A 22,178-nucleotide genomic window follows, 5' to 3' on the forward strand; every position below is an offset into this window, starting at 1 on the left:
AGGAGGCTTACACGCCGTCCTGCGCGGCCTTCTGCGCGCCGTCCTCCTGGCTCTGGCTCGCGGCCAGCCGCTCCTTGGCCCGGTCGACGCGCTCAGCGACCTGCACGGCCATCGCCTCGCGCTGCTTGCGCAGCAGGACGAAGCTGAGCGGGGCGGAGACGATCAGCGCGAGCAGCACGACCCAGAACAGGTTGGAGGCGCCGAGGCCCGCCGGAACCACGCGGAAGTAGACCAGACCCCACATGACCAGGAAGCACCCGGCGAAGATGCCCAGGCGCATGCTGGTGTAGCGGAACATGGCGCTCGGCTTGAGGGACACCACGGGGTCCCCTTTCTCCTGGAGGTTCTCCTGGACGTTCTGCTGGAAGTGCCTGTCCTCCCAGTGAATCACGTCCGGTTTCTGATCAATTCAGCGGCAGTGGGTTCAGTGGCAGTCGGTTCAGCGGCAGTGGGTTCAGCGGCAGCCACATGGTGATGTCGTCGCGGAAGTCGTCGTCCGCGACCTTGATCGCCCCCGGCACCCGGCCGACCTCCTGGTAGCCGCACCCCGCGTAGAACCGGTCCACCCCGGTACCGCCCCGGCAGGTGAGCCGTATCCCGTGGATGCCGTCCATCCCCCGCGCGGCCTTCTCCGCGGCGGCCATCAGCTCGCGGCCGTACCCCTTGCCCTGGTGGGAGGGGTGCACCATCACGCTGTAGAGCCAGCACCAGTGCCGCATCAGCCGGTGGGCGTTCAAGGTGAAGAAGGCCGTCGCGGCGACCTGCCCGGCCTCGTCCCGGCCGACGAGGAGCCGGGTGCGCCCCTCGGCCATCGCGGCGAGGTGCTTGATCAGCTCGGGACGTACGTCCTCCGTGGTCACCGGCGGCACGAAGCCGACCGCGCCGCCCGCGTTCGAGACGTCGGCCCAGAGCGTGCGGATCGAGTCGAGCAGCTCAGGCGTGGTCTCGGGGTCCAGGTCGAACGTCAGCGGCATGCGGACGACGATAACCGAGCACCTGTCCGAACCTGGCCCCCGGCCCGGCGACGCGGGCGGTCACACCCGCATCGGCTGGGGCGACTCGCGCCGGGCCGGGTCCGGACCCTCGTACTCGCGGAGGGTCTCGTACCGGGTGTTGCGCTCCACCGGGCGGAAGCCCGCGTCCCGGATCAGGTCCAGCAGGTCGTCACGGGTCAGCTTGTTCGGCGTGCCGTAGTTGTCCGCGTCGTGCGTGATCTTGTACTCGACGACCGAGCCGTCCATGTCGTCCGCGCCGTGGTTGAGGGCGAGCTGCGCGGTCTGCACCCCGTGCATCACCCAGAAGACCTTGACGTGCGGGACGTTGTCGAACAGCAGCCGGGAGACCGCGAAGGTCTTCAGCGCCTCCGCGCCGGTCGCCATGGAGGTGCGCGCCTGGAGCCGGTTGCGGATCTTGCCGTCCTTCATGTCCACGAAGTCGTGCTGGTAGCGCAGCGGGATGAAGACCTGGAAACCGCCGGTCTCGTCCTGCAGCTCACGCAGCCGCAGCACGTGGTCCACCCGGTGCCGGGGCTCCTCGATGTGCCCGTACAGCATGGTGCACGGGGTCTTGAGGCCCTTCTCGTGCGCCAGCCGGTGGATGCGCGACCAGTCCTCCCAGTGGGTGTCGTGGTCGACGATGTGCTGCCGGATGTCCCAGTCGAAGATCTCCGCGCCGCCGCCGGTCAGCGACTCCAGACCGGCGTCGATCAGCTCGTCCAGGATCTCGGACGCGGACATTCCGGAGATCTTCTCGAAGTGGTGGATCTCGGTGGCGGTGAAGGCCTTCAGCGACACCTCGGCGGGCAGCGCCTCCTTGAGCGCCTTCAGCGACCGCGGGTAGTAGCGCCAGGGGAGGGTGGGGTGCAGCCCGTTGACGATGTGCAGCTCGGTGAGCTTGTCGTTCTCCATCGCCTTGGCGAGGCGGACGGCCTCCTCGATGCGCATCGTGTACGCGTCCTTCTCCCCCGGCTTGCGCTGGAAGGAGCAGTAGGCGCAGGACGCGGTGCACACGTTCGTCATGTTGAGGTGACGGTTGACGTTGAAGTGGACGACGTCGCCGTTCTTGCGCGTGCGGACCTCATGGGCGAGCCCGCCCAGCCAGGCCAGGTCGTCGGACTCGTACAGGGCGATGCCGTCCTCACGGGTGAGCCGCTCCCCCGCGAGAACCTTCTGCTCCAACTCCCGCTTGAAACCCGCGTCGTGTGTCGCTGCGCTCATGCGACGGCCGCCTCCCATGCGTCTGGCCCTACGTCGTCGTGCCGGTGTCGGCCTTCGCCGAGACTACGCCTCGACGTCCTCGGGAAGTTCGCCGACCCGGTTCTCCCACTTGGTGGACAGCACGATCGTGCTACGCGTCCGGGCGACGCCCTTGGTGCCGGACAGCCTGCGGACGGTGCGCTCCAGGCCGTCCACGTTCGAGGTGCGCACCTTGAGCATGTACGAGTCGTCGCCCGCGATGAACCAGCAGTCCTCGATCTCGGCGAGGGCCCGCAGCCGCTGCGCCACGTCCTCGTGGTCGGCGGCGTCGGAGAGCTGGAGGCCGATCAGGGCGGTGACGCCGAGGCCGAGGGAGGCCGCGTCCACGGTCGCGCGATAGCCGGTGATCACCCCGGCCGTCTCCAGGCGGTTGATCCGGTCCGTGACGCTCGGCCCGGACAGGCCGACGAGTCTGCCCAGCTCCGCGTACGAGGCCCTGCCGTTCTCCCGCAGGGCCTGGATGAGCTGCCTGTCCACCGCGTCCATATGCCGTGCGCCTTCCATTATTCAGGGTTAGAGCGACTTTACATGTACAATCTAAGGCACCAGGACCACAAGTCCTGTAAATCATTGAGGCGTTCGCCCTGTTACCTCAGGAGATGAGAACTCACCGTGTACACGATCGAAGGTCTTGAAGCCCGCATGCTGGAGCTGCGGGAACTGGCCGGCCGCTCGCGTGCCGTGGTCCGCCACCCCGACCGCCCGGTGTCCCGCACGGCCCGCCGCGCGGCCGTCGTCGCGGCCCACGCCGCCCGTGCCAGGAAGCGCTGGACGCGCTAGACGCGCCGGACCCCGGCCCGGGGCACCCCCTACCCGGTCTCCGGTCCCCGGTCTCCACCGAGTTCCCCCTCCCACCGGCGGTACAGCTTGTGCGGCACCCCCGCCGCGTCCAGCACCCGCCCCGCGACGAAGTCCACCAGATCCTGGATGTGCGTCGCGCCCGCGTAGAACGCCGGTGAGGCGGGCAGCACCACGGCGCCCGCCTCGTCCAGCGACACCAGATGCCGCAGGGTCTGCCCGCTCAGCGGGGTCTCCCGCACCGCCACCACGAGCCTGCGCCGCTCCTTGAGCGTCACGCTCGCGGCCCTCTGCAGCAGATCCTTCGACAGCCCCAGTGCGACCCCGGCCACACACGCGGTGCTCGCGGGGACGATCAGCATCCCCTTGACGTCGTAGCTGCCCGAGGACGGCCCGGCGGCCAGATCCCCGGCCGACCAGTGGGACACGTCCGCCGAGTCCACGGGCACGTCGAAGGCGTCCGGCGTACCGTCCGCGCCGCGCGCCAGCCAGCGGCGCAGATCCTCCCGCCAGTGCGCGTCCCGGAATCCGATCCCCGTTTCGTCCAGCAGCGTCAGCCGCGAGGCGCGACTGATCACCAGGTCCACGGCCTCCCCCGCGTGCAGCAGCGCGCGCAGCACCGACGCGGCGTACGGCGTCCCGGACGCGCCGGACACACCGACCACCCAGGGCCGGCGTCTGCTCACTTCATCGTGCGGCCTGTTCGGCCCGTACGGCGGCTCCACACACCGAGCCTATCCGGCGGGTCTCACAGGCCGAGGCCCCGCACCACCAGGTCGAGCAGAGCGCAGCAGAACAGGGCGATTCCGATGAAGCCGTTCACCGTGAAGAAGGCGCGGTTCAGGCGGGAGAGATCGTCCGGGCGCACGATCGTGTGCTCGTACGCGAACGCCGCCGCGACGATCACCAGCCCCAGCCAGAAGAAGGCCCCGGCGCCGGTGGCCAGCGCGTACCAGACCAGCAGCAGTGTGGTGATCACATGGCAGGCGCGCGCCCCGTGGAGCGCCCCCGCGATGCCGAAACGCGCCGGTACGGACCGCACCCCGTGCGCCCGGTCGGCGGCCACGTCCTGGCAGGCGTAGATCAGGTCGAACCCGCCGATCCAGATGCCGATCGCCAGCCCCAGGATCACCGCGTCCCACGACCACTCCCCGGTGACCCCGATCCAGGCCCCGATCGGGCCCATGGCCTGGGCCAGGCCCAGGATGGCGTGCGGGAAGTCGGTGAACCGCTTGCCGTACGGATAGACCACCATCGGCACGACCGCGACGGGTGCGAGCGCCAGGCACAGCGGGCCCAGCAGTGCGGCGGCGCCCAGGAAGACGACGAGCGCGACCAGCGCCCCCGTCCAGGCGGTGCGCACCGAGACCGCGCCGGTGACCAGCTCGCGGGAGGCGGTCCGGGGGTTCCGCGCGTCGATCTCGCGGTCGATGATCCGGTTGGCGGCCATCGCGAAGGTGCGCAGGCCCACCATGGCGACCGTGATCAGCAGCAGCCGCGCCCAGTGGACGCGCCCGTCCCACAGCAGCATCGCGGTCAGCGCGGCGGTGTACGCGAAGGGCAGCGCGAAGACGGAGTGCTCGATCATCACCAGGCGCAGGAAAGCCTTGGTGCGACCGGGCTGCGGCACGGCGGCAGCGGCAGAGGTCACAGCCCGTACTCCTTCCAGCGTCGCGTCACCCGGTCGGATGTCTCCGGATCGGACTCGACCATATGCGGCCAGCCGCCGTCGCGGGTGTAGCCCTCCTCGGGCCACTTCGCGGTGGCGTCGATGCCCGCCTTGCCGCCCCAGAACTGCTGATACGAGGCGTGGTCGAGATGGTCGACGGGGCCTTCGGCCACGGTCAGATCGCGGGCGTAGTCGGTGTTCCCCAACGCGCGCCAGGACACCTCGTGCAGATCGTGTACGTCACAGTCGGCGTCGACCACGACGATCAGCTTGGTCAGCGACATCATGTGGGCACCCCAGATGGCGTGCATGACCTTCTGCGCGTGCTTGGGGTACTTCTTGTCGATCGAGACGATCGCACAGTTGTGGAAGCCGCCCGACTCGGGGAGGTGGTAGTCCACGATGTCCGGGATGATGATCTTGAGGAGCGGGAGGAAGAACCGCTCGGTCGCCCGCCCCAGCGGCCCGTCCTCGGTCGGCGGACGGCCCACCACGATCGACTGGAGCAGCGGGCGGGACCGCATCGTCACACAGTCGATGGTCAGCGCCGGGAACGGCTCCTGGGGCGTGTAGAAGCCGGTGTGGTCGCCGAACGGCCCCTCCGGCAGCATCTCCCCGGGCTCCAGCCAGCCCTCGATGACGACCTCGGCGGCGGCCGGGACCTGGAGCGGCACGGTCTTGCAGTCGACCATCTCGATCCGGCGGCCCTGGACGAACCCCGCGAACAGGTACTCGTCGATGTCACCGGGGAGCGGTGCGGTCGACGCGTACGTCACGGCGGGCGGCGCGCCGAAGGCGATCGCGACCGGCAGCTTCTCGCCGCGCCGGGCCGCGACTTGGTAGTGGTTGCGGCTGTCCTTGTGGATCTGCCAGTGCATGCCGATGGTGCGGCGGTCGTGGCGCTGGAGGCGGTAGAGGCCGAGGTTGCGCACCCCGGTCTCGGGGTGCTTGGTGTGGGTGAGACCGAGGTTGAAGAACGAGCCGCCGTCCTCGGGCCAGGTGAACAGCGCCGGGAGCGCGTCGAGATCGACGTCGTCCCCGGTCAGCACCACCTCCTGGACCGGCGCCTCTTTCACCTTCTTCGGCGGTACGTGCGCCATCGAACCGAGCTTCCCGAACGCCTCGCGCATCCCGCCGAAGCCCTGCGGCAGCTCGGGCTTGACCAGTCCGCCGATCTTCTCGCTGATCTCGTCGTACGAGCGCAGCCCCAGGGCCTTGAGGAGCCTGCGGTCCGTGCCGAAGACGTTCATGGCCAGCGGCATCGCCGCGCCCTTGACGTTCTCGAAGAGCAGCGCGGGACCGCCGGCCTTGTTGACGCGGTCGACGATCTCGCCGATCTCCAGATACGGATCGACTTCGGCCTTGACGCGCTTGAGGTCGCCTTCCCTGTCGAGCGCCCGCAGAAAGGAACGAAGATCGTCATAAGCCATGCGTCCCAGTATCCGGTACGCACTACCCTGGTCCCGTAACTGGGGCCCGTACGACCGGCCCGAACACCACACGCAGGGGGATCGCCTCATGCTCCGGGTGCTGATGATCCTGGTGCCGCTGGCACTCAGCATCTACGCGTTCATCGACTGCATCACCACCGAAGAGCGGGACGTCCGCTATATCCCCAAGCCGCTGTGGGCGATCCTCGTCCTGCTGTTCCCGGTGGTGGGCTCGATCTCCTGGCTGCTGGTGGGCCGCAAGCGGGTCCCGGCGGCCGAGGTCCGGCGCGAATGGGTCGCCCCGGACGACAACCCGGAGTTCCTGAAGTCCCTGGGCGAGCGCCCGAAGGAGGACGCGGACGGCGGCGAGCAGCCGCCGAAGGAGCGCGACGAGGAGCAGCTGAAGGACTGGGAGGCGGATCTGCGCCGCCGCGAGGAGGAGCTGCGCCGCAGGGGCGGCGACGGCCCGGACGACAACACGCCGCCCGCGTCCTGACGGAGCGCGGGCGGCGTGAGCGGCGTGGTGTACCGGATCAGACTCCGGCGTAGGAGTGCTTGCCGGTGATGAAGATGTTCACGCCGTAGTAGTTGAACAGGTAGCAGGCGAAGGCGATCAGCGCGAGGTAGGCGGCCTTGCGCCCCTTCCACCCGGCGGTGGCCCGGGCGTGCAGGTAGCAGGCGTAGGCGACCCAGGTGATGAAGGACCAGACCTCCTTGGGGTCCCAGCCCCAGTAGCGGCCCCAGGCCGCCTCGGCCCAGATCGCGCCCGCGATGATCGTGAAGGTCCACAGCGGGAAGACCGTGGCGTTGATGCGGTACGCGAACTTGTCCAGCGACGCCGCCGACGGCACCCGCGCCAGCACGGACTTGACGCCCTGCCGGAACTGCTTGCTCTCCGGGTTCTCCAGCTGCGCCTCGTAGCGGTCGCGGAAGAGGTAGAGCAGCGTGGAGACGGCCCCCATGTACAGCGCGGCGCCGGAGATGATCGCGCAGCTGACGTGAATCCACAGCCAGTACGAGTGCAGCGCCGGAACCAATTGGTCGCTGTCGGTGTACAAGACAGAGACAGCGAGTCCGAGGTCGAGGAGGACCGTGGTGACCAGGGGCAGACCGATCCAGCGGACGTTCTTCTTCAGCGCGAGCAGCACGAGGTATGTGGCGACCGCGACCATGCCGAAGGTCGTGGAGAACTCGTACATGTTGCCCCAGGGCGCCCGCTCCACGGACAGCGCGCGGGTGAGGACACCACCGGCATGAGTGAGGAACGCCAGCACGGTGAGGCCCACCGCGATCCGGCCGTAGACATCGCCCTGCTCGGTGCCGCCCGACGCGCCCGGCCCGTCCGGGACGTCGCGGCTGCCCGCGGCGGCCCGGGTGATGACCTTCGGCCGCTCCAGGACGGCGGTGCCGCCGCCCTTCTCAGCCGTCCGCACCGTGGCCGAGGCGCGGTTGGCGGCCGCGGTCTCGGTGGTGATCGCGGCGGCGGTGCGGCCCACGGCGCTGCGGCTGCCGAAGACCCACTCGGCGATATGGGCGAGGAAGGCGAGGGTGTAGACCGCCATCGCCGTGTAGATCAGCACATTGCTGTAGTGGGCGAGATTCTCGTTGACTGCGGCCGCGAGGTTCACGCGCGCGCTCCTTCTGCGGGATCTGCGGGGTCTGCGGGTTCCGGACCGTCTTCCGGTTCTGCCGCGGGGGGCGCGTCCGTCTGCAGCCGGACGGCCAGTTCGGCCAGCTCCTCGGGGAGCTTGGCGTATTCGCTGCGGCCGAGTCCGGCCATCTCGACGACGGTCGCGCCGTCGGCGCCCCGTGCCGCCCGGACCCAGACCCGGCGGCGCTGGATGAACAGCGAGCCGACCAGGCCCACCAGGGCCCCCACGGCGCCCAGCAGGGCGGTCTGGTCACCCGGCTTGTGCGAGACCTGGAAGCTGGCCCAGCTCTTGATGCCGTCGAAGGTCAGCGAGCCCTCGCCGTTCGGCAGCTTCATGGTGTCGCCCGGCGCGAGCGCCCGGGCGAACTTGGTCTTCCCGTCCGGCTCCCGGTACTGCTTCATCCGCGACTTGTCGAGCTGGTACACGCTCTGCGGGGTACCGCCGTCGATGCCGAGGCTGCCGTGGTAGGCCGTCAGTACCAGCGCCGGATTGTCCAGCGCCGGGAACTGGGAGAACATGCCCTTGCTGCGCACCCAGGTCGGCAGGAACTGCCCCTGGTACGCGACCTGGTCACGCTTGCCGTTCTTGTCGCGGTAGTCACCGAGCTTGATCACCATGCTCTCGGTGAGGTTGGCCCCGTCGATCGGCAGCCCGACCACCGGCCCCTGGTGCACCACATCGCCCTTGCCGTCCCGGACCGTGACGACCGGCGAGTAGCCGTGGTTCAGCAGGAAGACCTTGTAATTCTGGATCTCCAGCGGCTCGTTGACCTTGATCGAGGTCTTCCGGGCGGGCCCGTCCGCCCCGTCCCAGTAGGTGACATCGGCGCGGAAGGTGCGCGGCGTGCGCATCTGGGGGCCGCTGCGCTCGTAGGTCGCGTGGAAGCGGTCCAGCTGGAAGCTGAAGGGCGCCAGGTCGTCGCTCTTGAACAGCTGCCCCGTCTTGATGTCGTCGTACTGGGTCAGGCTGTTGGAGAAGCCGCCGCCCTCGGTGATCAGGCTGCTGCCCTCGGTCTTCCACAGCTGGCCCGCGGCGAAGGAGACCAGCAGCACGATCAGCGAGGCGTGGAACAGCAGATTGCCGACCTCACGCAGGTAGCCCTTCTCGGCGGCGACCGCGCCCCCCGTGAGCTGGCTGCGGAAGCGCCTCCGCTTCATGATCCGCTGCGCCGCCTCCAGCACCTTCTCCGGCTCGGCGTCGCTGCGCCAGGTGGTGTACGCGGGAAGCCGGGTGAGCTTGCGCGGGGCGGCCGGCGGGCGGCCGCGCAGCTGGCCCACGAACTGCCAGGTGCGCGGCACGATGCAGCCGATGAGCGAGATGAACAGCAGGATGTAGATCGCCGAGAACCACACCGAGCTGTAGACGTGGAAGAGCTGAAGCTTCTCGTAGACCGGGGTGACGGTCGGGTGCTTGTCCTTGAAGTCCTGGACCTTGAGCTGGTCGATGCTGGTCTGCGGGATCAGCGAGCCCGGGATCGACCCCAGGGAGAGCAGGAAGAGCAGCAGCAGCGCGACCCGCATCGAGGTCAGCTGCCGCCAGAACCACCTGGCCCAGCCGAGCGGCCCCAGCGAGGGGACGCTGACCTCCTCGACGGGCGCGGTGGACAGCTGCGACCCCGCGGCGCCCAGCTCGCGCTCCTCGGCGGCCTTGCCGCTGTCGGCCGCCTTGTCAGCCGTCTCGTCGGCCGCCTCGGCCGCCTTCTCGGCCGCGGAGTCGGTATCGGTGGTGGACATGGATCAGATCCCAACGTTGAAGCCCTGAGCCCAGCTCTGCGTGTCGCTCATGATGCTGTCCCAGACACCTGTGAGCAGCAGCACCCCCAGGGCGATGAGCAGACCGCCACCGGTCCGCATCACCCACACGTAGTGCTGTTTGACCCAGGCGAAGGCGCCCAGCGCGCGCCGGTAGGCCACCGCGACGGCGACGAACGGCAGCCCGAGCCCGACGCAGTACGCGACGGTGAGCAGAGCGCCGCGACCCGCGCTCCCCTCATTGAACGCCAGCGCCTGCACGGCGGTGAGGGTGGGCCCCAGGCACGGCGTCCAGCCGACGCCGAACAGGGCACCCAGCACCGGCGCGCCCGCCAGCCCCATCGTGGGCGAGATGTGGAAGCGGAACTCCCGCTGTCCGAAGCCCTTGAGCAGCCCCATGAAGGCCAGGCCCATCAGGATCGTGACGGCCCCGAGGATCTTGGAGATGGTCTCCTTGTGCTCCTGGAGCGTCCAGCCGAAGTGGCCGAACAGCGCGCCGCCGGAGACGAAGACGGCGGTGAAGCCGAGCACGAAGAGCGAGGCGCCCGCGACCATCCGGCCGCGTCTGGCCTCCGCCAGATCCGTACCGGTGATCCCGGTGACGTAGGACATGTAGCCCGGTACCAGGGGCAGCACACAGGGGGAGAAGAAGGAGACCAGTCCGCCGAGAACGGCGATCGGCAGCGCGAGCAGCAGCGCCCCGGTCATCACGGTCTCGTTCGCGCCTGCGGCGGCGAGCGTAGTCACAAGAGGTCACTTCTCCGCGATGAGCGGGTCGATCATCTTGCGCACGCTGTCCTCACTGAGCGGGGTGAGGGCGCGGGCCGCGATCTTGCCATCCCGGTCCAGAACGATGGTCGACGGGATGGCCTGCGGGTTGAGGCTTCCCTTGGGGAAGCGCAGCATCAGCTTGCCGATCGGGTCGTACAGGCTCGGGTAGTCGACCTTGAACGCCTTCTCGAACCTGAGCGCGGGGGCTCGGTTGCTGTCCCGGGTGTTGATCCCGATGAACTGGACGCCCTTGGCCTTGGTGTCCTTGGCGACCTTGGCGAGGTTCGGGGCCTCGGCCCGGCAGGGCGCGCACCAGGAGCCCCACACGTTCAGGACGACGATCTTGCCCTTGTAGTCGGCCACATCGAGCGGCTTGCCTTCGAGGGTCTTGCCGGACAGCTCGGGAGCCTCGTGGCGGTCCCCCTTGGCCACGGTGTCGACGCCGCCCTTGCCCTGCACGAACTTGGTATCGGCCGATCCGCCCGAGGTGCCGCCGCTACCACAGGCGGAGAGGGACAGCGCGGCAACCGCGGCCCCGGTGGCCAGCACGGTTGCGCGACGGTAGGTCGCGAGGCGCCGAGGGGCGCGGCAGGCACTCATGTGAAAAGTTTCGCATGGCCCATTTGCCGATCTTCGCCACCCCCCTCGCCGCCTTACGGAGCGGGGCGGTCAGCCGCTGCTCGCGCTCCACGCCTCGCCCACGCCGAACCTCCGCAGATCGGCGAGCACCGCCGGGTCCTGCGCGTCCATCCAGTCCGTGAGCTGTTTGAAGGACACCAGCCGCACGTCCTTCCGCTTCTCGTCGGCCATGTGCTTGAGCGCTTCCTCGACGGCGTCCATATAGATCCCGCCGTTCCACTTCTCGAAGTGGTTGCCGATGAAGAACGGGGCGCGATTGGACTCGTACGCCCGCTGGAAACCGGAGATGTACGCGTCGGTGGCCTGCTTGCGCCAGCCCGGATAGTTGGCGGGCGGCGCGTTCGTGGAATTCTGCGACTGGTTGGCCAGGATGTTGTAATCCATCGACAGCACTTCGAAGGAATGCCCGGGGAAGGGAATCTGCTGGAGCGGATAGTCCCACAGCCCCATCTTCTTCGTCGGCCATACCTGCCGCCCGCCGGGCGAACTGGCGTCATAGCGCCAGCCGAGCTTTCGTGCGGTCGGCAGCAGATTCTGCTGTCCCAGCAGACACGGGGTGCGCCCGCCGATCAGTTCCTCGCGGTAATCGAAGGGCAGCGGATCGACGTCCTTGAATCCGGTGTTCGTACGCCACTGCGTCACGAACGACACGGCCTGCTCGATCTCGGACTCCCACTGGGCGGAGGTCCAGTTGGCGCCGCTGCCCCGGCCGGTACAGAAGTGGCCGTTGAAGTGGGTCCCTATCTCGTGGCCCTCCAGCCAGGCACGACGCACGTTGTCCAGCGTCGCCTTGACGTGGTCGTCGGTGAGATAGCCGATGTCGGAGGCGCCCACCGGGTTGTTCGGCGGCTTGTAGAGAGACTTCTTCGACTCCGGCAGGCAGTAAAGGCCGGAGAGGAAGAACGTCATGGTCGCGCCGTGATCCTCGGCGATCTTCCGGAAACGCGGGAAGAGGCCGTTGCCGACCTCTCCCGCACCGTCCCAGGAGAAGACCACGAACTGCGGCGGCTTCTGCCCCCGCTCAAGACGCTCCGGCTTGGGGTCCTTCGGCCGGGTCACCCCACGGGAGGTCGAACCGTCGCCTATCGGCTTTGCCTGTGCCGTCCTCTTCGGCGCCGCCTTTTCCGACCCCGATGAACAGCCGACAGCGGTCAGTGACGCGACCGCCCCCATACCGAGACCGAGCATCCCCCTCCGGCTGACCTCACGCATAGCGTCCTCAATTCGCACTCGCCGTACTGGTTGTCCGGGCCACGGACGACCTTTGAGATGGCGAGACGAATAGCGGGGTTCCGAACGGACGCGCTCAATTACAGTTCCGGAACATTACCCCCGAAACGATTACCCCATGCGATGAGACGCCTACAGCGCGCTGGTCACGCACCGACCCCCTTGGAGGCCCCCTTCACCTTCTTGGCGCCCGCGAGGAGATGGGCGGGGACCAGATCACGGGCCGGTTCGCTGTAGCCGACCGACACGATCTTGTCGCCGCGGTAGGTGAAGGAGGTGAGGCTGGCCAGGGTGCACTGCCGCTTGCGCGGGTCGTGCCACAGCCGCCGCCGCTCCGCGAAGCTGCGCACGATCCAGATCGGCAGCTGATGGCTGACACAGACCGCCTCATGCCCGCGGGCGGCGTCCCGCGCCGCGCCCAGCGCCCCCATCATCCGCACCACCTGGTCGATGTACGGCTCCCCCCAGGAGGGACGGAAGGGGTTGGTGAGATGACGCCAGTTGGCGGGCCTGCGCAGCGCGCCGTCGCCCACCCCGAAGGTCTTCCCCTGGAAGGCGTTCGCCGCCTCGATCAGCCGCTCGTCCACCGCCACGTCCAGACTGTGCGCCTTGCCGATCGGCGCGGCCGTCTCCTGGGCCCGTTCCAGCGGGGAGGCGACCACATGGGTGATGTCGCGCTCGGCGAGGTGCTCGGCGACCCGGTCGGCCATGCGGCGGCCCAGCTCGGACAGGTGGTAGCCGGGCAGGCGCCCGTACAGCACGCCCTCCGGGTTCTCCACCTCACCGTGGCGCATCACATGGACGACGGTGATGTCGTTCTCGCTCTGTGTCATGTCACCCATCATTCAGTCGCCTCGGCGGCGGCCCGCGCCGCCCCCGGCAGAGCCTCCGCCACCCGCTCCAGCGCCCGCTCGTCATGGGTGGTCGAGACGAACCACGACTCGAAGGCGGACGGCGGCAGATAGACACCCTGGGACAGCATCGAGTGGAAGAAGGGGGTGAAGCGGAACGCCTGCTGCGCCTTCGCCCCGGCGTAGTCCGTGACGTCCTCGTCGGTGAAGAAGACGGAGAACATGTTGCCCGCGGTCTGCAGCCGGTGGGCGACACCCGCCTTGTCCAGCGCCTCGGTCACCAGCGCCCGCAGCCGCGCGGAGGCCGCGTCGACCTTTTGGTACGCCGCGTCGTCCAGCAGCCGCAACTGCGCCACACCGGCGGCCGTCGCGACCGGGTTCCCGGAGAGCGTGCCCGCCTGGTAGACCGGACCGGCCGGGGCCAGCTGCGCCATGACGTCGGCGCGGCCGCCGAAGGCCGCGGCCGGGAAGCCGCCGCCCATGACCTTGCCGAAGGTCATCAGATCGGGTACGACCCCGTCGAGCCCGAACCACCCGGCCTTGGAGACCCGGAAGCCGGTCATGACCTCGTCGGAGATGTAGAGCGCGCCATTGTCGGCGCACAGCTCCTTCAGGCCCGCGTTGAACCCCGGCAGCGGCGGCACCACGCCCATGTTGCCCGGCGAGGCCTCGGTGATCACACAGGCGATCTCGCCCGGGTGCGCGGCGAACGCCGCCCGTACCGCCTCCAGGTCGTTGTACGGCAGCACGACGGTCTCCCCCGCCTGCGCGCCCGTCACCCCGGGGGTGTCGGGGAGCCCGAAGGTCGCCACCCCGGACCCGGCCGCGGCCAGCAGGGCGTCCACATGGCCGTGGTAACAACCCGCGAACTTGATCACCTTGGGGCGGCCGGTGTACCCACGGGCCAGCCGGATGGCCGACATCGTCGCCTCGGTGCCGGACGACACCAGGCGCACCTGCTCGACGGGGCCGATCCGGGCCACGATCTCCTCGGCGAGTTCGACCTCGCCCTCGCCCGGCGTACCGAACGACGTGCCACGTGCGACGGCGGCCTGCACGGCCGCGATCACCTCGGGGTGCGAATGGCCGAGGATCATCGGTCCCCACGAACATACGAGGTCGACGTACTCGCGTCCGTCGGCATCGGTGAGGTACGGACCGTCACCGGACACCATAAAGCGGGGCGTACCTCCGACGGCGCGGAAAGCCCGGACCGGAGAGTTCACGCCGCCGGGCGTCACGACGGCCGCACGATCGAAAAGCGTCTGCGAAACTGGGGCTGCGTACGGATAGCTCACGCAAGCCATGTTGTCAGAGGGTGACGGAGTCCTGCCGCCGGGAGTTTCATAGCGCCTACTCGGGGGAGGTCTCAAGTCATATTGATCAGTTTGATCAGTCGCAATGATCGGGTTGCGCGGCGGCGGCCGCGAGTGGTCGGGTGGAGATATGCATCGCAGTGGCGAACTGGGTGAGGGGACTGACGATCGAGGCCCCGAGCGTCCCCGTCCCGGACGCCATAGGCGAGAAGACGCGGGCAGGGCAAGCAGGAGTGGGGGCCGCATGGGGGTGACCTACAAGTACTTCGGCGCGCCCGACGGGGCCACCGCCGCCCGGGTCCCCATCTCCATGCGTCCCGAGGAGCTCGGCGGTGACGAGCTGGGCCACGGCATGTTCACCAAGATCAAGCCGGAGACGGTGGCCGCGATGGTCCTCACCGGCATCGAGGGCGTCCCGCTGCACAAGGTGCCGCCGCTCGAACTCGTCGTCCTGCACCCGGACTACGCCGTCGTCAAGCTGCCGATGACCGCCGTCGACCCGCTGCGCGGCGTCGGCGAAGAGGCGGTGGGCGCCGCGGCGTTCATCTGGTCCACGGTCCCGGACCGCGGCGGCCCGCGCGATGCCTTCCTGGTCTACCAACTGCTCCACGAGTGGCAGGACTTCAGCCACCGGCTGCACGAGGCGGGCCATCAGCCGTACTGCCTGGTCTGGCCCTAGCCCTCGGCCGTAGCCCCTCGGCCGTAGCCTTCCCCCATGCTCATCGCACGCTCCGTCAGTCTGTTCGTCCTGGCCGCCCTCCTGGAAATCGGAGGCGCCTGGCTGGTCTGGCAGGGTGTGCGCGAGCACAGGGGATGGGCCTGGATCGGCGCCGGGATCGTCGCTCTCGGCGCCTACGGTTTCGTGGCCACGCTCCAGCCGGATGCGGAGTTCGGCCGCATCCTCGCGGCGTACGGCGGCGTCTTCGTCGCCGGATCACTCGCCTGGGGCATGGTCGCCGACGGCTACCGGCCGGACCGCTTCGATGTTCTCGGTGCGTTGATCTGCCTGGCCGGTGTCGCCGTCATCATGTACGCGCCTAGAAGGTGAGCGGGTGGCCGTGCTGAGCGTGGTCGCCGTTGTCCTGCTGCTTGGTTGAGCCGAGGACGCAGCCGGTGTCCGGGTCGATCAGCACCCGGGTGACGGTGTGGTCGCACTCGACGTCCACGGCCCACACCTGGTGCCGGTCGTCGTCCTTGTGGCGCGAGTCCTGCTGCTTGTGGTCGCCGTGCTGCTTGTTGTCGTGCTGGTTGTTGTCGTGCTGGTTGTTGTCGCCGTGGCGCTGCGGGTCACGGTGCTGCTGGTCCTTGCGGTTGTTGTCCTTGCGGTGGTCGTCCTTGCGGTTGTTGTCCTTTCCGTGGTCGTTGTGCCGCGGGTCGTCCTCGGGGCAGTCGTCCACCAGCTCGGCGCTGACGGCCTGGCCGCCGGCCTCGCACTCGGCGATCTCCACGGCCCGCTGGAGCGTCACCGGTCCCTCGGCGCTCTGCGCGTTGTTGGTGGCCTGGTGGTTCTGCCGACCGTGGTCGTCATTGCGGCCGTGGTCGTCCTTGCGGCCGTGGTCGTCCTGGTGGTCGCCGTGGGCGGACGGGGCACCGTAACGATCCTGCGGCATGACGTCGGCGGCCTGCTCAGCCGCCTCGGGCTGGGCCATGCTGCGCTGCTGGTAGCCGTGGCCCTGCGGGGCGCTGTTCTCGCGCTGCCAGCGGGTCGGACGGCCGTTCATACGCCCGCTCTGGCCCTCGTTGGCGGCTTGGCCGTTGGCGGCCTGAGCGTTGGCGGCTTGGCCGTTGGCGGCCTGAGCGTTGGCGGCCTGAGCGTTGACCGCTTGGCCGTTGGCCATCTGGCCGTTCGCGGACTGACCGTTCTCGTGGCGCCCGTTCTGCTGGCCGTTCGCGGACTGACCGTTCTCGTGGCGCCCGTTCTGCTGGCCGTTGTCCTGGCGGCCGTTCTCGTGGCGCCCGTCCTGCTGGCCGTTGTCCTGGCGGCCATTCTCGTGGCGCCCGTCCTGCTGGCCGTTGTCCTGGCGGCCATTCTCGTGGCGCCCGTCGTCGTGCTTGCCGTTGCCGTGATGCCCGTTGTCCTGCTGCTGGTGGTTGTCCTGCTGCTGTTGCTGGTGGTTGTTGTTCTGCTGCTGATGCCCGTTGTCATGCTGCTGTTGCTGGTGGTTGTTGTCGTGCTGCTGCTGGTGCCCGTTGTTCTGCTGCTGCTGGTGGTTGTTCTGCTGGTGGTGGTTGTTGTCGTGCTGCTGCTGGCCATTCCCATGGTTGCGGTCCCCGTGCCGCTCCTGGTCCTGGGGGCATGCGGAGGCCGACGATGTGTTCGGGCCCGGCGTGCCCGCGGCCCACGCGACCGACGGAGCGCCGGCCACGAGCGCCGCCGCCGCGAGGGCACCGGCGGAGGCGACACCCCAGCGGCGGAAGGACCGACGGGACCGGTAGAGCGTTCTGTTCTGATGGGTCATGACCTGAATTCACTCCTTGGGCATGGGACAGTCCGAGACCGGCGGCGCGCCGGACGCAGTGCACCCTTCCCCGGGGCCAGGAGCGGATAGCGGTTTCCGATCCCCAGTCCCCCGATCGGCCGCAGATCAGAAGGTCATATCCTGCGTATGGATCACAGTGCGCTTTCCGTACCGGGTTCACGCATGCCACGTCGCCACAGGAGGGCCGATGACCACCCGTACCGCAGTCATCACCGGCGCCAGCAGTGGGATCGGGGCGGCAACCGCCCGGAGGCTCGCCGCGGCCGGATTTCGCGTCGTACTCGCCGCCCGCCGCAAGGAGCGGATCGAGGCGCTGGCCGCCGAGCTGGCCGAGGCGGGGCACGAGGCCGTGCCGTACGTCCTGGACGTCACCGACCGGGACGCCGTCACCGCCTTCGCCGAGCAGTTCGACCGCTGTGACGTGCTGGTCAACAACGCGGGCGGGGCCATCGGCGCCGAAACCGTCGCGAACTCCGACCCGGCCGACTGGCGGGCGATGTTCGAGGTCAACGTGATGGGCGTGCTCCACGTCACGCAGGCCCTGCTGCCCGCCCTCATCGCCTCCGGCGACGGCACGATCGTGGTGCTGTCCTCCACGGCGGGCCACGTCCAGTACGAGGGCGGCGGTGGCTACGTGGCCGCCAAGCACGGCGCGCACGCGATCGCGGGCACGCTGCGGCTGGAGCTGTGCGGCGAACCGGTCCGGGTGATCGAGATCGCGCCGGGCATGGTCATGACGGACGAGTTCGCGGTGAACCGGTTCCGCGGGGACGAGGGCCAGGCCGCCGCCGTCTACGACGGTGTGGCCGAGCCGCTGACCGCCGACGACGTCGCCGACACCGTCGCCTGGACGGTCACCCGGCCCTCCCACGTCAACGTCGACCTGATGGTGCTCCGCCCCCGCGCCCAGGCCGCCCAGCACAAGCTCCACCGGGAGCGCTGAGGACGGCAAGCGGTCAGGCGCAGCAGGCGCAGCCGGGGCGGCAGCCACAGGCATCCGGCTCGGTACCGGCGTGCGGGACCGCCGCGTGCGGGACCGCCCCGACGGCCGGGGGCGCGCAGCAGCCTCTGCCCTGCCAGGCGTCGCGGCCTTCCTTGACCGCGACGGCCGCGATGACCAGGGCGGCGATGGGGTCGGCCCAGGACCAGCCGACGGTCGCGTTGAGGACCAGACCGGCCAGGAGCACGGCGGACAGGTAGGTGCACAGCAGCGTCTGCCGGGAGTCCGCCACGGCCGAGGCCGAGCCCAGTTCGCGCCCCGCACGCCGCTGGGCGGCGGACAGGAACGGCATCACCGCCAGGGAGAGCGCGGCGAGCACGATGCCGGGGACGGAGCGTTCGGCCGCGCCGGTTCCGGTCAGGGCGCGGACGGCGTCGGCGGTGACGTAGAGGGCGAGCGCGAGGAACGACACCGCGATGATCCGCAAGGTGGTCTTCTCCCGTGCCTGACGTACGGCGTGCTCGCGGGCGGAGAACTGCCAGGCGACCGCGGCGGCCGAGGAGACCTCGATGACGGAGTCCAGGCCGAAGCCGATCAGGGCGGTGGACGAGGCGCGCGCCCCGGCGGTGAGGGCGACGCCCGCCTCGATGACGTTGTAGGCGATCGTCGCGGCCACCAGCAGACGTATCCGGCGGGCCAGCACCTCGCGGCGGGCCGGGGACGGCCCGAGGGATACCGCGGTCATCCGCAGCACCCCTCGTCCTCGGCGTCGACGCACGTGCGGTCGGTCGCGACGGCGACGACGGCCGCCCGCAGGTCGTCCAGAGCGTGCCCGAGGCGCTCGTCGGCCAACTCGTAGCGGGTGCGGCGGCCGACGGGCACCGTGACGACCAGGCCGCAGTCGCGCAGGCACGCCAGGTGGTTGGACAGCCGGGTGCGCGAGACGCCGAGCGCGTCGGCGAGGTCGGCGGGGTGCGCCGGTGCTTCGCGCAGGGCGAGCAGGATGCGGCAGCGGATCGGGTCGGCGAGCGCGCGGCCGAACCGGGCCAGCACGTCGATGTCGGAGGCAACGGTCAGCACGCCCCGACGGTACATCGAATCCTGAATTCAGGGAATCCTGAATCTCGATCACGTACCGCCGCGCGCGCTCACCCCTCGCCCCTTCTCACCCCTTCACGCAGACGACCTGCTTGAGCCGCGCCACCACCTCGACGAGGTCCCGCTGCTGGTCGATGACCTTCTCGATGGGCTTGTACGCGCCCGGGATCTCGTCCACGACACCGGAGTCCTTACGGCACTCCACGCCCCGCGTCTGCTCCTCCAGGTCCTGCGTCGAGAAACGCTTCTTCGCCGCGCTCCGGCTCATCTTCCGGCCGGCGCCGTGCGAGGCCGAGTTGAAGGACGCCTCGTTCCCCAGGCCCCGGACGATGTACGAACCGGTGCCCATCGAACCGGGGATGATCCCGTAGTCCCCGCTGCCCGCGCGGATGGCGCCCTTGCGGGTCACCAGCAGGTCCATGTCCTCGTACCGCTCCTCGGCCACGTAGTTGTGGTGGCAGGAGATGACCGGCTCGAAGACCGGCCGGGCCTTCGTGAACTCCTTGCGCACGACGTCCTGGAAGAGCGACATCATGATCGCGCGGTTGTACTTGGCGTACTCCTGCGCCCAGAACAGATCGTGCCGGTAGGCGGCCATCTGCGGGGTGTCCGCGATGAACACAGCCAGGTCGCGGTCGATCAGACCCTGGTTGTGCGGCAGTCCGCGGGCCTGGCCGATGTGGTACTCGGCCAGTTCCTTGCCGATGTTCCGGGAACCGGAGTGCAGCATCAGCCAGACCGAACCCTCGTCATCGAGACAGAACTCGATGAAGTGGTTGCCTGATCCGAGCGACCCCATCTGCTTCGTGGCCCTCCCCTGACGGAACTTGACCGCCTCGGCCACTCCCTCGAACCGCCCCCAGAAGTCGTCCCATCCGGCGGTCCCGAACCCGTGCAGCCGTCCCGGGTCGACCGGGTCGTCATGCATCCCCCGGCCCACCGGGATCGCCTGCTCGATCTTGGACCGCAGCCGCGACAGATCGCCCGGCAGATCGTCCGCGGTGAGCGACGACTTGACCGCCGACATCCCGCAGCCGATGTCCACACCGACCGCCGCCGGGCACACGGCCCCGTGCATCGCGATCACCGAGCCGACGGTGGCACCCTTTCCGTAGTGCACGTCCGGCATCACGGCCAGGCCCTTGATCCACGGCAGCGTGGTCACGTTCCGCAGCTGCTGCATGGCGCCGCCCTCGACCGTCGCGGGGTCCGCCCACATACGGATCGGGACGTTCGCCCCGGACACCTCGACATACGACATGTTTTACTCATTCCCCCGTGAAATATGGAAAACGCAAAAAACGGGTCCATGACCCATTCACGACAGCCGACCGGCAGACGCGGCGGCCCGTGCGGTACACATTGTCTCCAGTCACCGCCTACGGGCGGCAAGCAGTTTTCGCCCGAAGGGACACGGATAGTGCAGCCAGCGCAGCGAACGGCCCGTGGACGGCGTGCCGCCCCGGCCGCCGCCCTGCTCATCGCCGCGCTCGCCGCCGCGGGACTCAGCGGATGCACCGGCTCCGACTCCAAGCCCGGAGCGGACGACAGCGCCTCCGGCGACTCCGGCACGGGGGTCACGGCCGAGCCGGGCCGCTACGACACCCTCCCCGAGGCGTGCGGCGCCGTGAGCCCCAAGACCCTGCGCAAGCTGCTGCCCGGCGGCGCCGCCGACGACAAGGCGTACGAGGGCCAGGCGACCGTGACGTACGACATAGACCGGCGCGACGGCTGCCGCTGGAAGGTCGCGACGCCGAGCGGCACCCGCTATCTGACGCTGGACTTCGAACGCGTCGTCTCGTACGACCCGTCCGTGAGCGACGACGACCGGGCGCTGGAGCTGTACGAGAAGAAGGCCGCCGCGGCGGACATTCCGGACGCCCCGGCCCCGACCTCACCCTCCGCCGGTGCCTCGGGCGACGACACCTCGGGCGACCCGTCCGCCTCCTCGTCGCCCACCTCGGGATCGGGCGGCAAGGGCAGCGCGTCCCCGGACGGCGACCGGAGCGGCAGCGCCGGGAGCACCTCCGGAAGTGAGAAGGGCAACACCGGCGAGAAGGGCGGCACGGGCAGCCCGAGCGCGGGCGACGATGAGAGCACCGCAAGCGACGGAAGCACGCCGGAGAACCCGGACGCCACCGCCCCGCGCCGCCTCGACGACCTCGCCGACGACGCCTTCCTCGATGACCAGCTGATCACCAAGGACTCCGGAATCCACCGCGACATCACCGTCGTTTTCCGGTCCTCGAATGTGATCGCCACCATTGAGTACGACCAGTGGTCGACCAACAAAAAGGACATTCCCGAAAGCGAAGAACTCCAGGGGAACGCCGAAGACTTGGCCCAGGAGCTCACCGGGCGGCTCACCGAATAGCGGACCGGGCCGTCCCCGGACGGAAGACCTCGGGGATTGGGCGGCCCGCGATCGGCCGCGTACCGTGCCGGTAATGACGCGGGCGGTACCACCGCCCATCGACAGCGATTGAGCGAAGGAACCATGCACCGTTCAGCCCCGCGACTCGCCCGAATACTCGCCTGCGCGACCGTACCGGTCATGCTCGTCGCCGGCTGCTCCTCCGGCTCCGATGACAAAAAGGACGCGGAGAGTTCGTCGAGACCCTCCTCACCCAGTGCCTCGCCGTCCGTCGCGGCGGCAAAGTTCAGCAAGCTCCCCGATGTGTGCTCGTCCCTGTCGGGCAAGACCATCGACGAGCTGGTGCCCAAGGCGAAGCCCAAGAAGGGCAAGGCCCTCCAGTCGGGCGACACCAACACGTCCGCCACCTGCCTGTGGAACGGCCTCGACGGCTTCAAGTACCGCTCGCTGTCCGTCTCCCTGAAGCTCTTCCCCTCCGACGCGGGGCTCGGCACCGGCGACAAGCGCGCCCAGACGTATGCCACCCAGCAGGCGGAGAAGGCCACCTCCACGGACGGGGTGAAGAACGCCAAGACCGAGCAGACGGCCATCGGTGACGCGGCGACCACCGTCCGTTCCGAGGAGAAGAAGGACGGCGAGGAGTTCCGGAACCAGACGGTCGTCGCCCGGACCGCGAACGTCGCGGTGATCGTCGAGTACGACGGCGCGGGCTACGAGACCGAGAAGGCGCCGGACGCCACCAAGCTGATGGACGACGCCAAGTCCGCGGCCAAGGAGGTCGTCGACTCCGTCGCGAAGGGCACCGACGGCGGCGGCAAGGGCTCGCAGGGGTCCGGCACCTCCAAGCCCGCCGAGAAGCCCGCGGAGTCGAAGGGCTCCAAGGACTCCTAGGACTTCTGGGGCTTCCAGGACTTCTGGGACCTC

The 22,178-nt window shown here is 69.4% G+C and carries 25 protein-coding genes; 7 read left to right on the top strand and 18 right to left on the bottom strand.

What is annotated here, in order from left to right; genetic code table 11:
* Window positions 1-7 precede the first annotated feature (7 nt).
* The 4 genes from ABZ370_RS32380 to ABZ370_RS32395 all read right to left on the bottom strand — a co-directional run bounded on the left by ABZ370_RS32380 (window position 8) and on the right by ABZ370_RS32395 (window position 2,741).
* The gene (locus ABZ370_RS32380; protein ID WP_358628138.1) at window positions 8-298 is read right to left on the bottom strand and encodes a DUF4229 domain-containing protein; all 291 of its coding nucleotides are present in this window, start codon (window positions 296-298) and stop codon (window positions 8-10) included.
* Between the two features lie 106 nt (window positions 299-404).
* Entirely contained in the window at window positions 405-974 is a 570-nt protein-coding gene (locus ABZ370_RS32385) for a GNAT family N-acetyltransferase (RefSeq protein WP_358627976.1), read from the bottom strand.
* A 60-nt stretch (window positions 975-1,034) separates the two neighbouring features.
* Window positions 1,035-2,216 carry an aminofutalosine synthase MqnE gene (gene mqnE, locus ABZ370_RS32390; protein ID WP_358627979.1) on the bottom strand — a complete coding sequence of 394 codons (1,182 nt, stop codon included), beginning with the start codon at window positions 2,214-2,216 and terminating at the stop codon, window positions 1,035-1,037.
* A 63-nt stretch (window positions 2,217-2,279) separates the two neighbouring features.
* Window positions 2,280-2,741 carry an Lrp/AsnC family transcriptional regulator gene (locus ABZ370_RS32395; protein WP_358627982.1) on the bottom strand — a complete coding sequence of 154 codons (462 nt, stop codon included), beginning with the start codon at window positions 2,739-2,741 and terminating at the stop codon, window positions 2,280-2,282.
* A gap of 126 nt (window positions 2,742-2,867) precedes the next feature.
* Here ABZ370_RS32395 and ABZ370_RS32400 point away from each other — a divergent pair, with 126 nt between their 5' ends.
* Window positions 2,868-3,035 (top strand): hypothetical protein, encoded by a 168-nt coding sequence (locus tag ABZ370_RS32400; RefSeq protein WP_358627985.1) that lies wholly within the window; start codon window positions 2,868-2,870, stop codon window positions 3,033-3,035.
* Between the two features lie 29 nt (window positions 3,036-3,064).
* On the opposite strand, the gene ABZ370_RS32405 is transcribed toward ABZ370_RS32400, so the two are convergent.
* The 3 genes from ABZ370_RS32405 to ABZ370_RS32415 form a co-directional block, all read right to left on the bottom strand.
* Window positions 3,065-3,739: a UbiX family flavin prenyltransferase gene (locus ABZ370_RS32405; protein WP_358627988.1), complete on the bottom strand. Its 675-nt coding sequence runs from the start codon at window positions 3,737-3,739 to the stop codon at window positions 3,065-3,067.
* A 62-nt stretch (window positions 3,740-3,801) separates the two neighbouring features.
* Window positions 3,802-4,704, bottom strand: a complete 903-nt coding sequence (gene mqnP / locus ABZ370_RS32410) for a menaquinone biosynthesis prenyltransferase MqnP (RefSeq protein ID WP_358627990.1) — start codon at window positions 4,702-4,704, stop codon at window positions 3,802-3,804.
* A complete protein-coding gene (locus tag ABZ370_RS32415) occupies window positions 4,701-6,152 on the bottom strand; it encodes a menaquinone biosynthesis decarboxylase (RefSeq protein ID WP_358627993.1) in 1,452 nt (483 codons plus the stop codon). Before ABZ370_RS32415 ends, mqnP begins: the two co-directional genes overlap by 4 nt.
* A gap of 88 nt (window positions 6,153-6,240) precedes the next feature.
* Between ABZ370_RS32415 and ABZ370_RS32420 the strand changes: the two genes are divergently transcribed.
* Window positions 6,241-6,648 carry a PLD nuclease N-terminal domain-containing protein gene (locus ABZ370_RS32420; RefSeq protein WP_358628141.1) on the top strand — a complete coding sequence of 136 codons (408 nt, stop codon included), beginning with the start codon at window positions 6,241-6,243 and terminating at the stop codon, window positions 6,646-6,648.
* 37 nt (window positions 6,649-6,685) lie between these two features.
* Here ABZ370_RS32420 and ccsB read toward each other — a convergent pair whose 3' ends face one another.
* From ccsB to hemL, 7 genes are all read right to left on the bottom strand, one after another.
* Entirely contained in the window at window positions 6,686-7,780 is a 1,095-nt protein-coding gene (ccsB, locus tag ABZ370_RS32425) for a c-type cytochrome biogenesis protein CcsB (protein ID WP_358627996.1), read from the bottom strand.
* Complete coding sequence (locus ABZ370_RS32430) at window positions 7,777-9,537, bottom strand: cytochrome c biogenesis protein ResB (RefSeq protein ID WP_358627999.1); 1,761 nt, start codon at window positions 9,535-9,537, stop codon at window positions 7,777-7,779. Before ABZ370_RS32430 ends, ccsB begins: the two co-directional genes overlap by 4 nt.
* A 3-nt stretch (window positions 9,538-9,540) precedes the next feature.
* A complete protein-coding gene (locus tag ABZ370_RS32435) occupies window positions 9,541-10,302 on the bottom strand; it encodes a cytochrome c biogenesis protein CcdA (RefSeq protein ID WP_358628002.1) in 762 nt (253 codons plus the stop codon).
* Between the two features lie 6 nt (window positions 10,303-10,308).
* Complete coding sequence (locus ABZ370_RS32440) at window positions 10,309-10,926, bottom strand: TlpA disulfide reductase family protein (RefSeq protein WP_358628005.1); 618 nt, start codon at window positions 10,924-10,926, stop codon at window positions 10,309-10,311.
* Between the two features lie 69 nt (window positions 10,927-10,995).
* Window positions 10,996-12,177, bottom strand: a complete 1,182-nt coding sequence (locus ABZ370_RS32445) for a hypothetical protein (RefSeq protein WP_358628007.1) — start codon at window positions 12,175-12,177, stop codon at window positions 10,996-10,998.
* Window positions 12,178-12,341: 164 nt separating this feature from the next.
* Window positions 12,342-13,028: a histidine phosphatase family protein gene (locus tag ABZ370_RS32450; RefSeq protein ID WP_358628010.1), complete on the bottom strand. Its 687-nt coding sequence runs from the start codon at window positions 13,026-13,028 to the stop codon at window positions 12,342-12,344.
* 8 nt (window positions 13,029-13,036) lie between these two features.
* Entirely contained in the window at window positions 13,037-14,344 is a 1,308-nt protein-coding gene (gene hemL, locus ABZ370_RS32455) for a glutamate-1-semialdehyde 2,1-aminomutase (protein ID WP_358628013.1), read from the bottom strand.
* Between the two features lie 148 nt (window positions 14,345-14,492).
* On the opposite strand from hemL, the gene ABZ370_RS32460 reads away from it, so the two are divergent.
* The gene (locus ABZ370_RS32460; protein WP_358628016.1) at window positions 14,493-15,041 is read left to right on the top strand and encodes a hypothetical protein; all 549 of its coding nucleotides are present in this window, start codon (window positions 14,493-14,495) and stop codon (window positions 15,039-15,041) included.
* A gap of 36 nt (window positions 15,042-15,077) precedes the next feature.
* A complete protein-coding gene (locus ABZ370_RS32465; protein ID WP_358628019.1) occupies window positions 15,078-15,410 on the top strand; it encodes a YnfA family protein in 333 nt (110 codons plus the stop codon).
* Here the strand turns inward: ABZ370_RS32465 and ABZ370_RS32470 are convergent.
* Window positions 15,400-16,821 carry a hypothetical protein gene (locus ABZ370_RS32470; RefSeq protein ID WP_358628022.1) on the bottom strand — a complete coding sequence of 474 codons (1,422 nt, stop codon included), beginning with the start codon at window positions 16,819-16,821 and terminating at the stop codon, window positions 15,400-15,402. The two genes, ABZ370_RS32465 and ABZ370_RS32470, sit on opposite strands and share 11 nt — an antisense overlap.
* Before the next feature lie 208 nt (window positions 16,822-17,029).
* Here ABZ370_RS32470 and ABZ370_RS32475 point away from each other — a divergent pair, with 208 nt between their 5' ends.
* Entirely contained in the window at window positions 17,030-17,785 is a 756-nt protein-coding gene (locus ABZ370_RS32475; protein WP_358628025.1) for an SDR family oxidoreductase, read from the top strand.
* Between the two features lie 13 nt (window positions 17,786-17,798).
* On the opposite strand, the gene ABZ370_RS32480 is transcribed toward ABZ370_RS32475, so the two are convergent.
* The 3 genes from ABZ370_RS32480 to ABZ370_RS32490 all read right to left on the bottom strand — a co-directional run bounded on the left by ABZ370_RS32480 (window position 17,799) and on the right by ABZ370_RS32490 (window position 20,141).
* Window positions 17,799-18,527, bottom strand: coding sequence for a cation transporter (locus ABZ370_RS32480; RefSeq protein WP_358628028.1), 729 nt, complete (start codon window positions 18,525-18,527; stop codon window positions 17,799-17,801).
* Window positions 18,524-18,862: a metalloregulator ArsR/SmtB family transcription factor gene (locus tag ABZ370_RS32485; protein ID WP_358628030.1), complete on the bottom strand. Its 339-nt coding sequence runs from the start codon at window positions 18,860-18,862 to the stop codon at window positions 18,524-18,526. Before ABZ370_RS32485 ends, ABZ370_RS32480 begins: the two co-directional genes overlap by 4 nt.
* Before the next feature lie 85 nt (window positions 18,863-18,947).
* Window positions 18,948-20,141 carry an RtcB family protein gene (locus ABZ370_RS32490; RefSeq protein WP_358628033.1) on the bottom strand — a complete coding sequence of 398 codons (1,194 nt, stop codon included), beginning with the start codon at window positions 20,139-20,141 and terminating at the stop codon, window positions 18,948-18,950.
* A gap of 159 nt (window positions 20,142-20,300) precedes the next feature.
* Between ABZ370_RS32490 and ABZ370_RS32495 the strand changes: the two genes are divergently transcribed.
* Window positions 20,301-21,254, top strand: a complete 954-nt coding sequence (locus ABZ370_RS32495; RefSeq protein WP_358628036.1) for a DUF3558 domain-containing protein — start codon at window positions 20,301-20,303, stop codon at window positions 21,252-21,254.
* A 123-nt stretch (window positions 21,255-21,377) separates the two neighbouring features.
* The gene (locus tag ABZ370_RS32500; protein ID WP_358628039.1) at window positions 21,378-22,145 is read left to right on the top strand and encodes a hypothetical protein; all 768 of its coding nucleotides are present in this window, start codon (window positions 21,378-21,380) and stop codon (window positions 22,143-22,145) included.
* Window positions 22,146-22,178 lie beyond the last annotated feature (33 nt).

It is taken from the genome of Streptomyces sp. NPDC005962 (genome assembly GCF_040629205.1).
GTDB lineage: Bacteria > Actinomycetota > Actinomycetes > Streptomycetales > Streptomycetaceae > Streptomyces.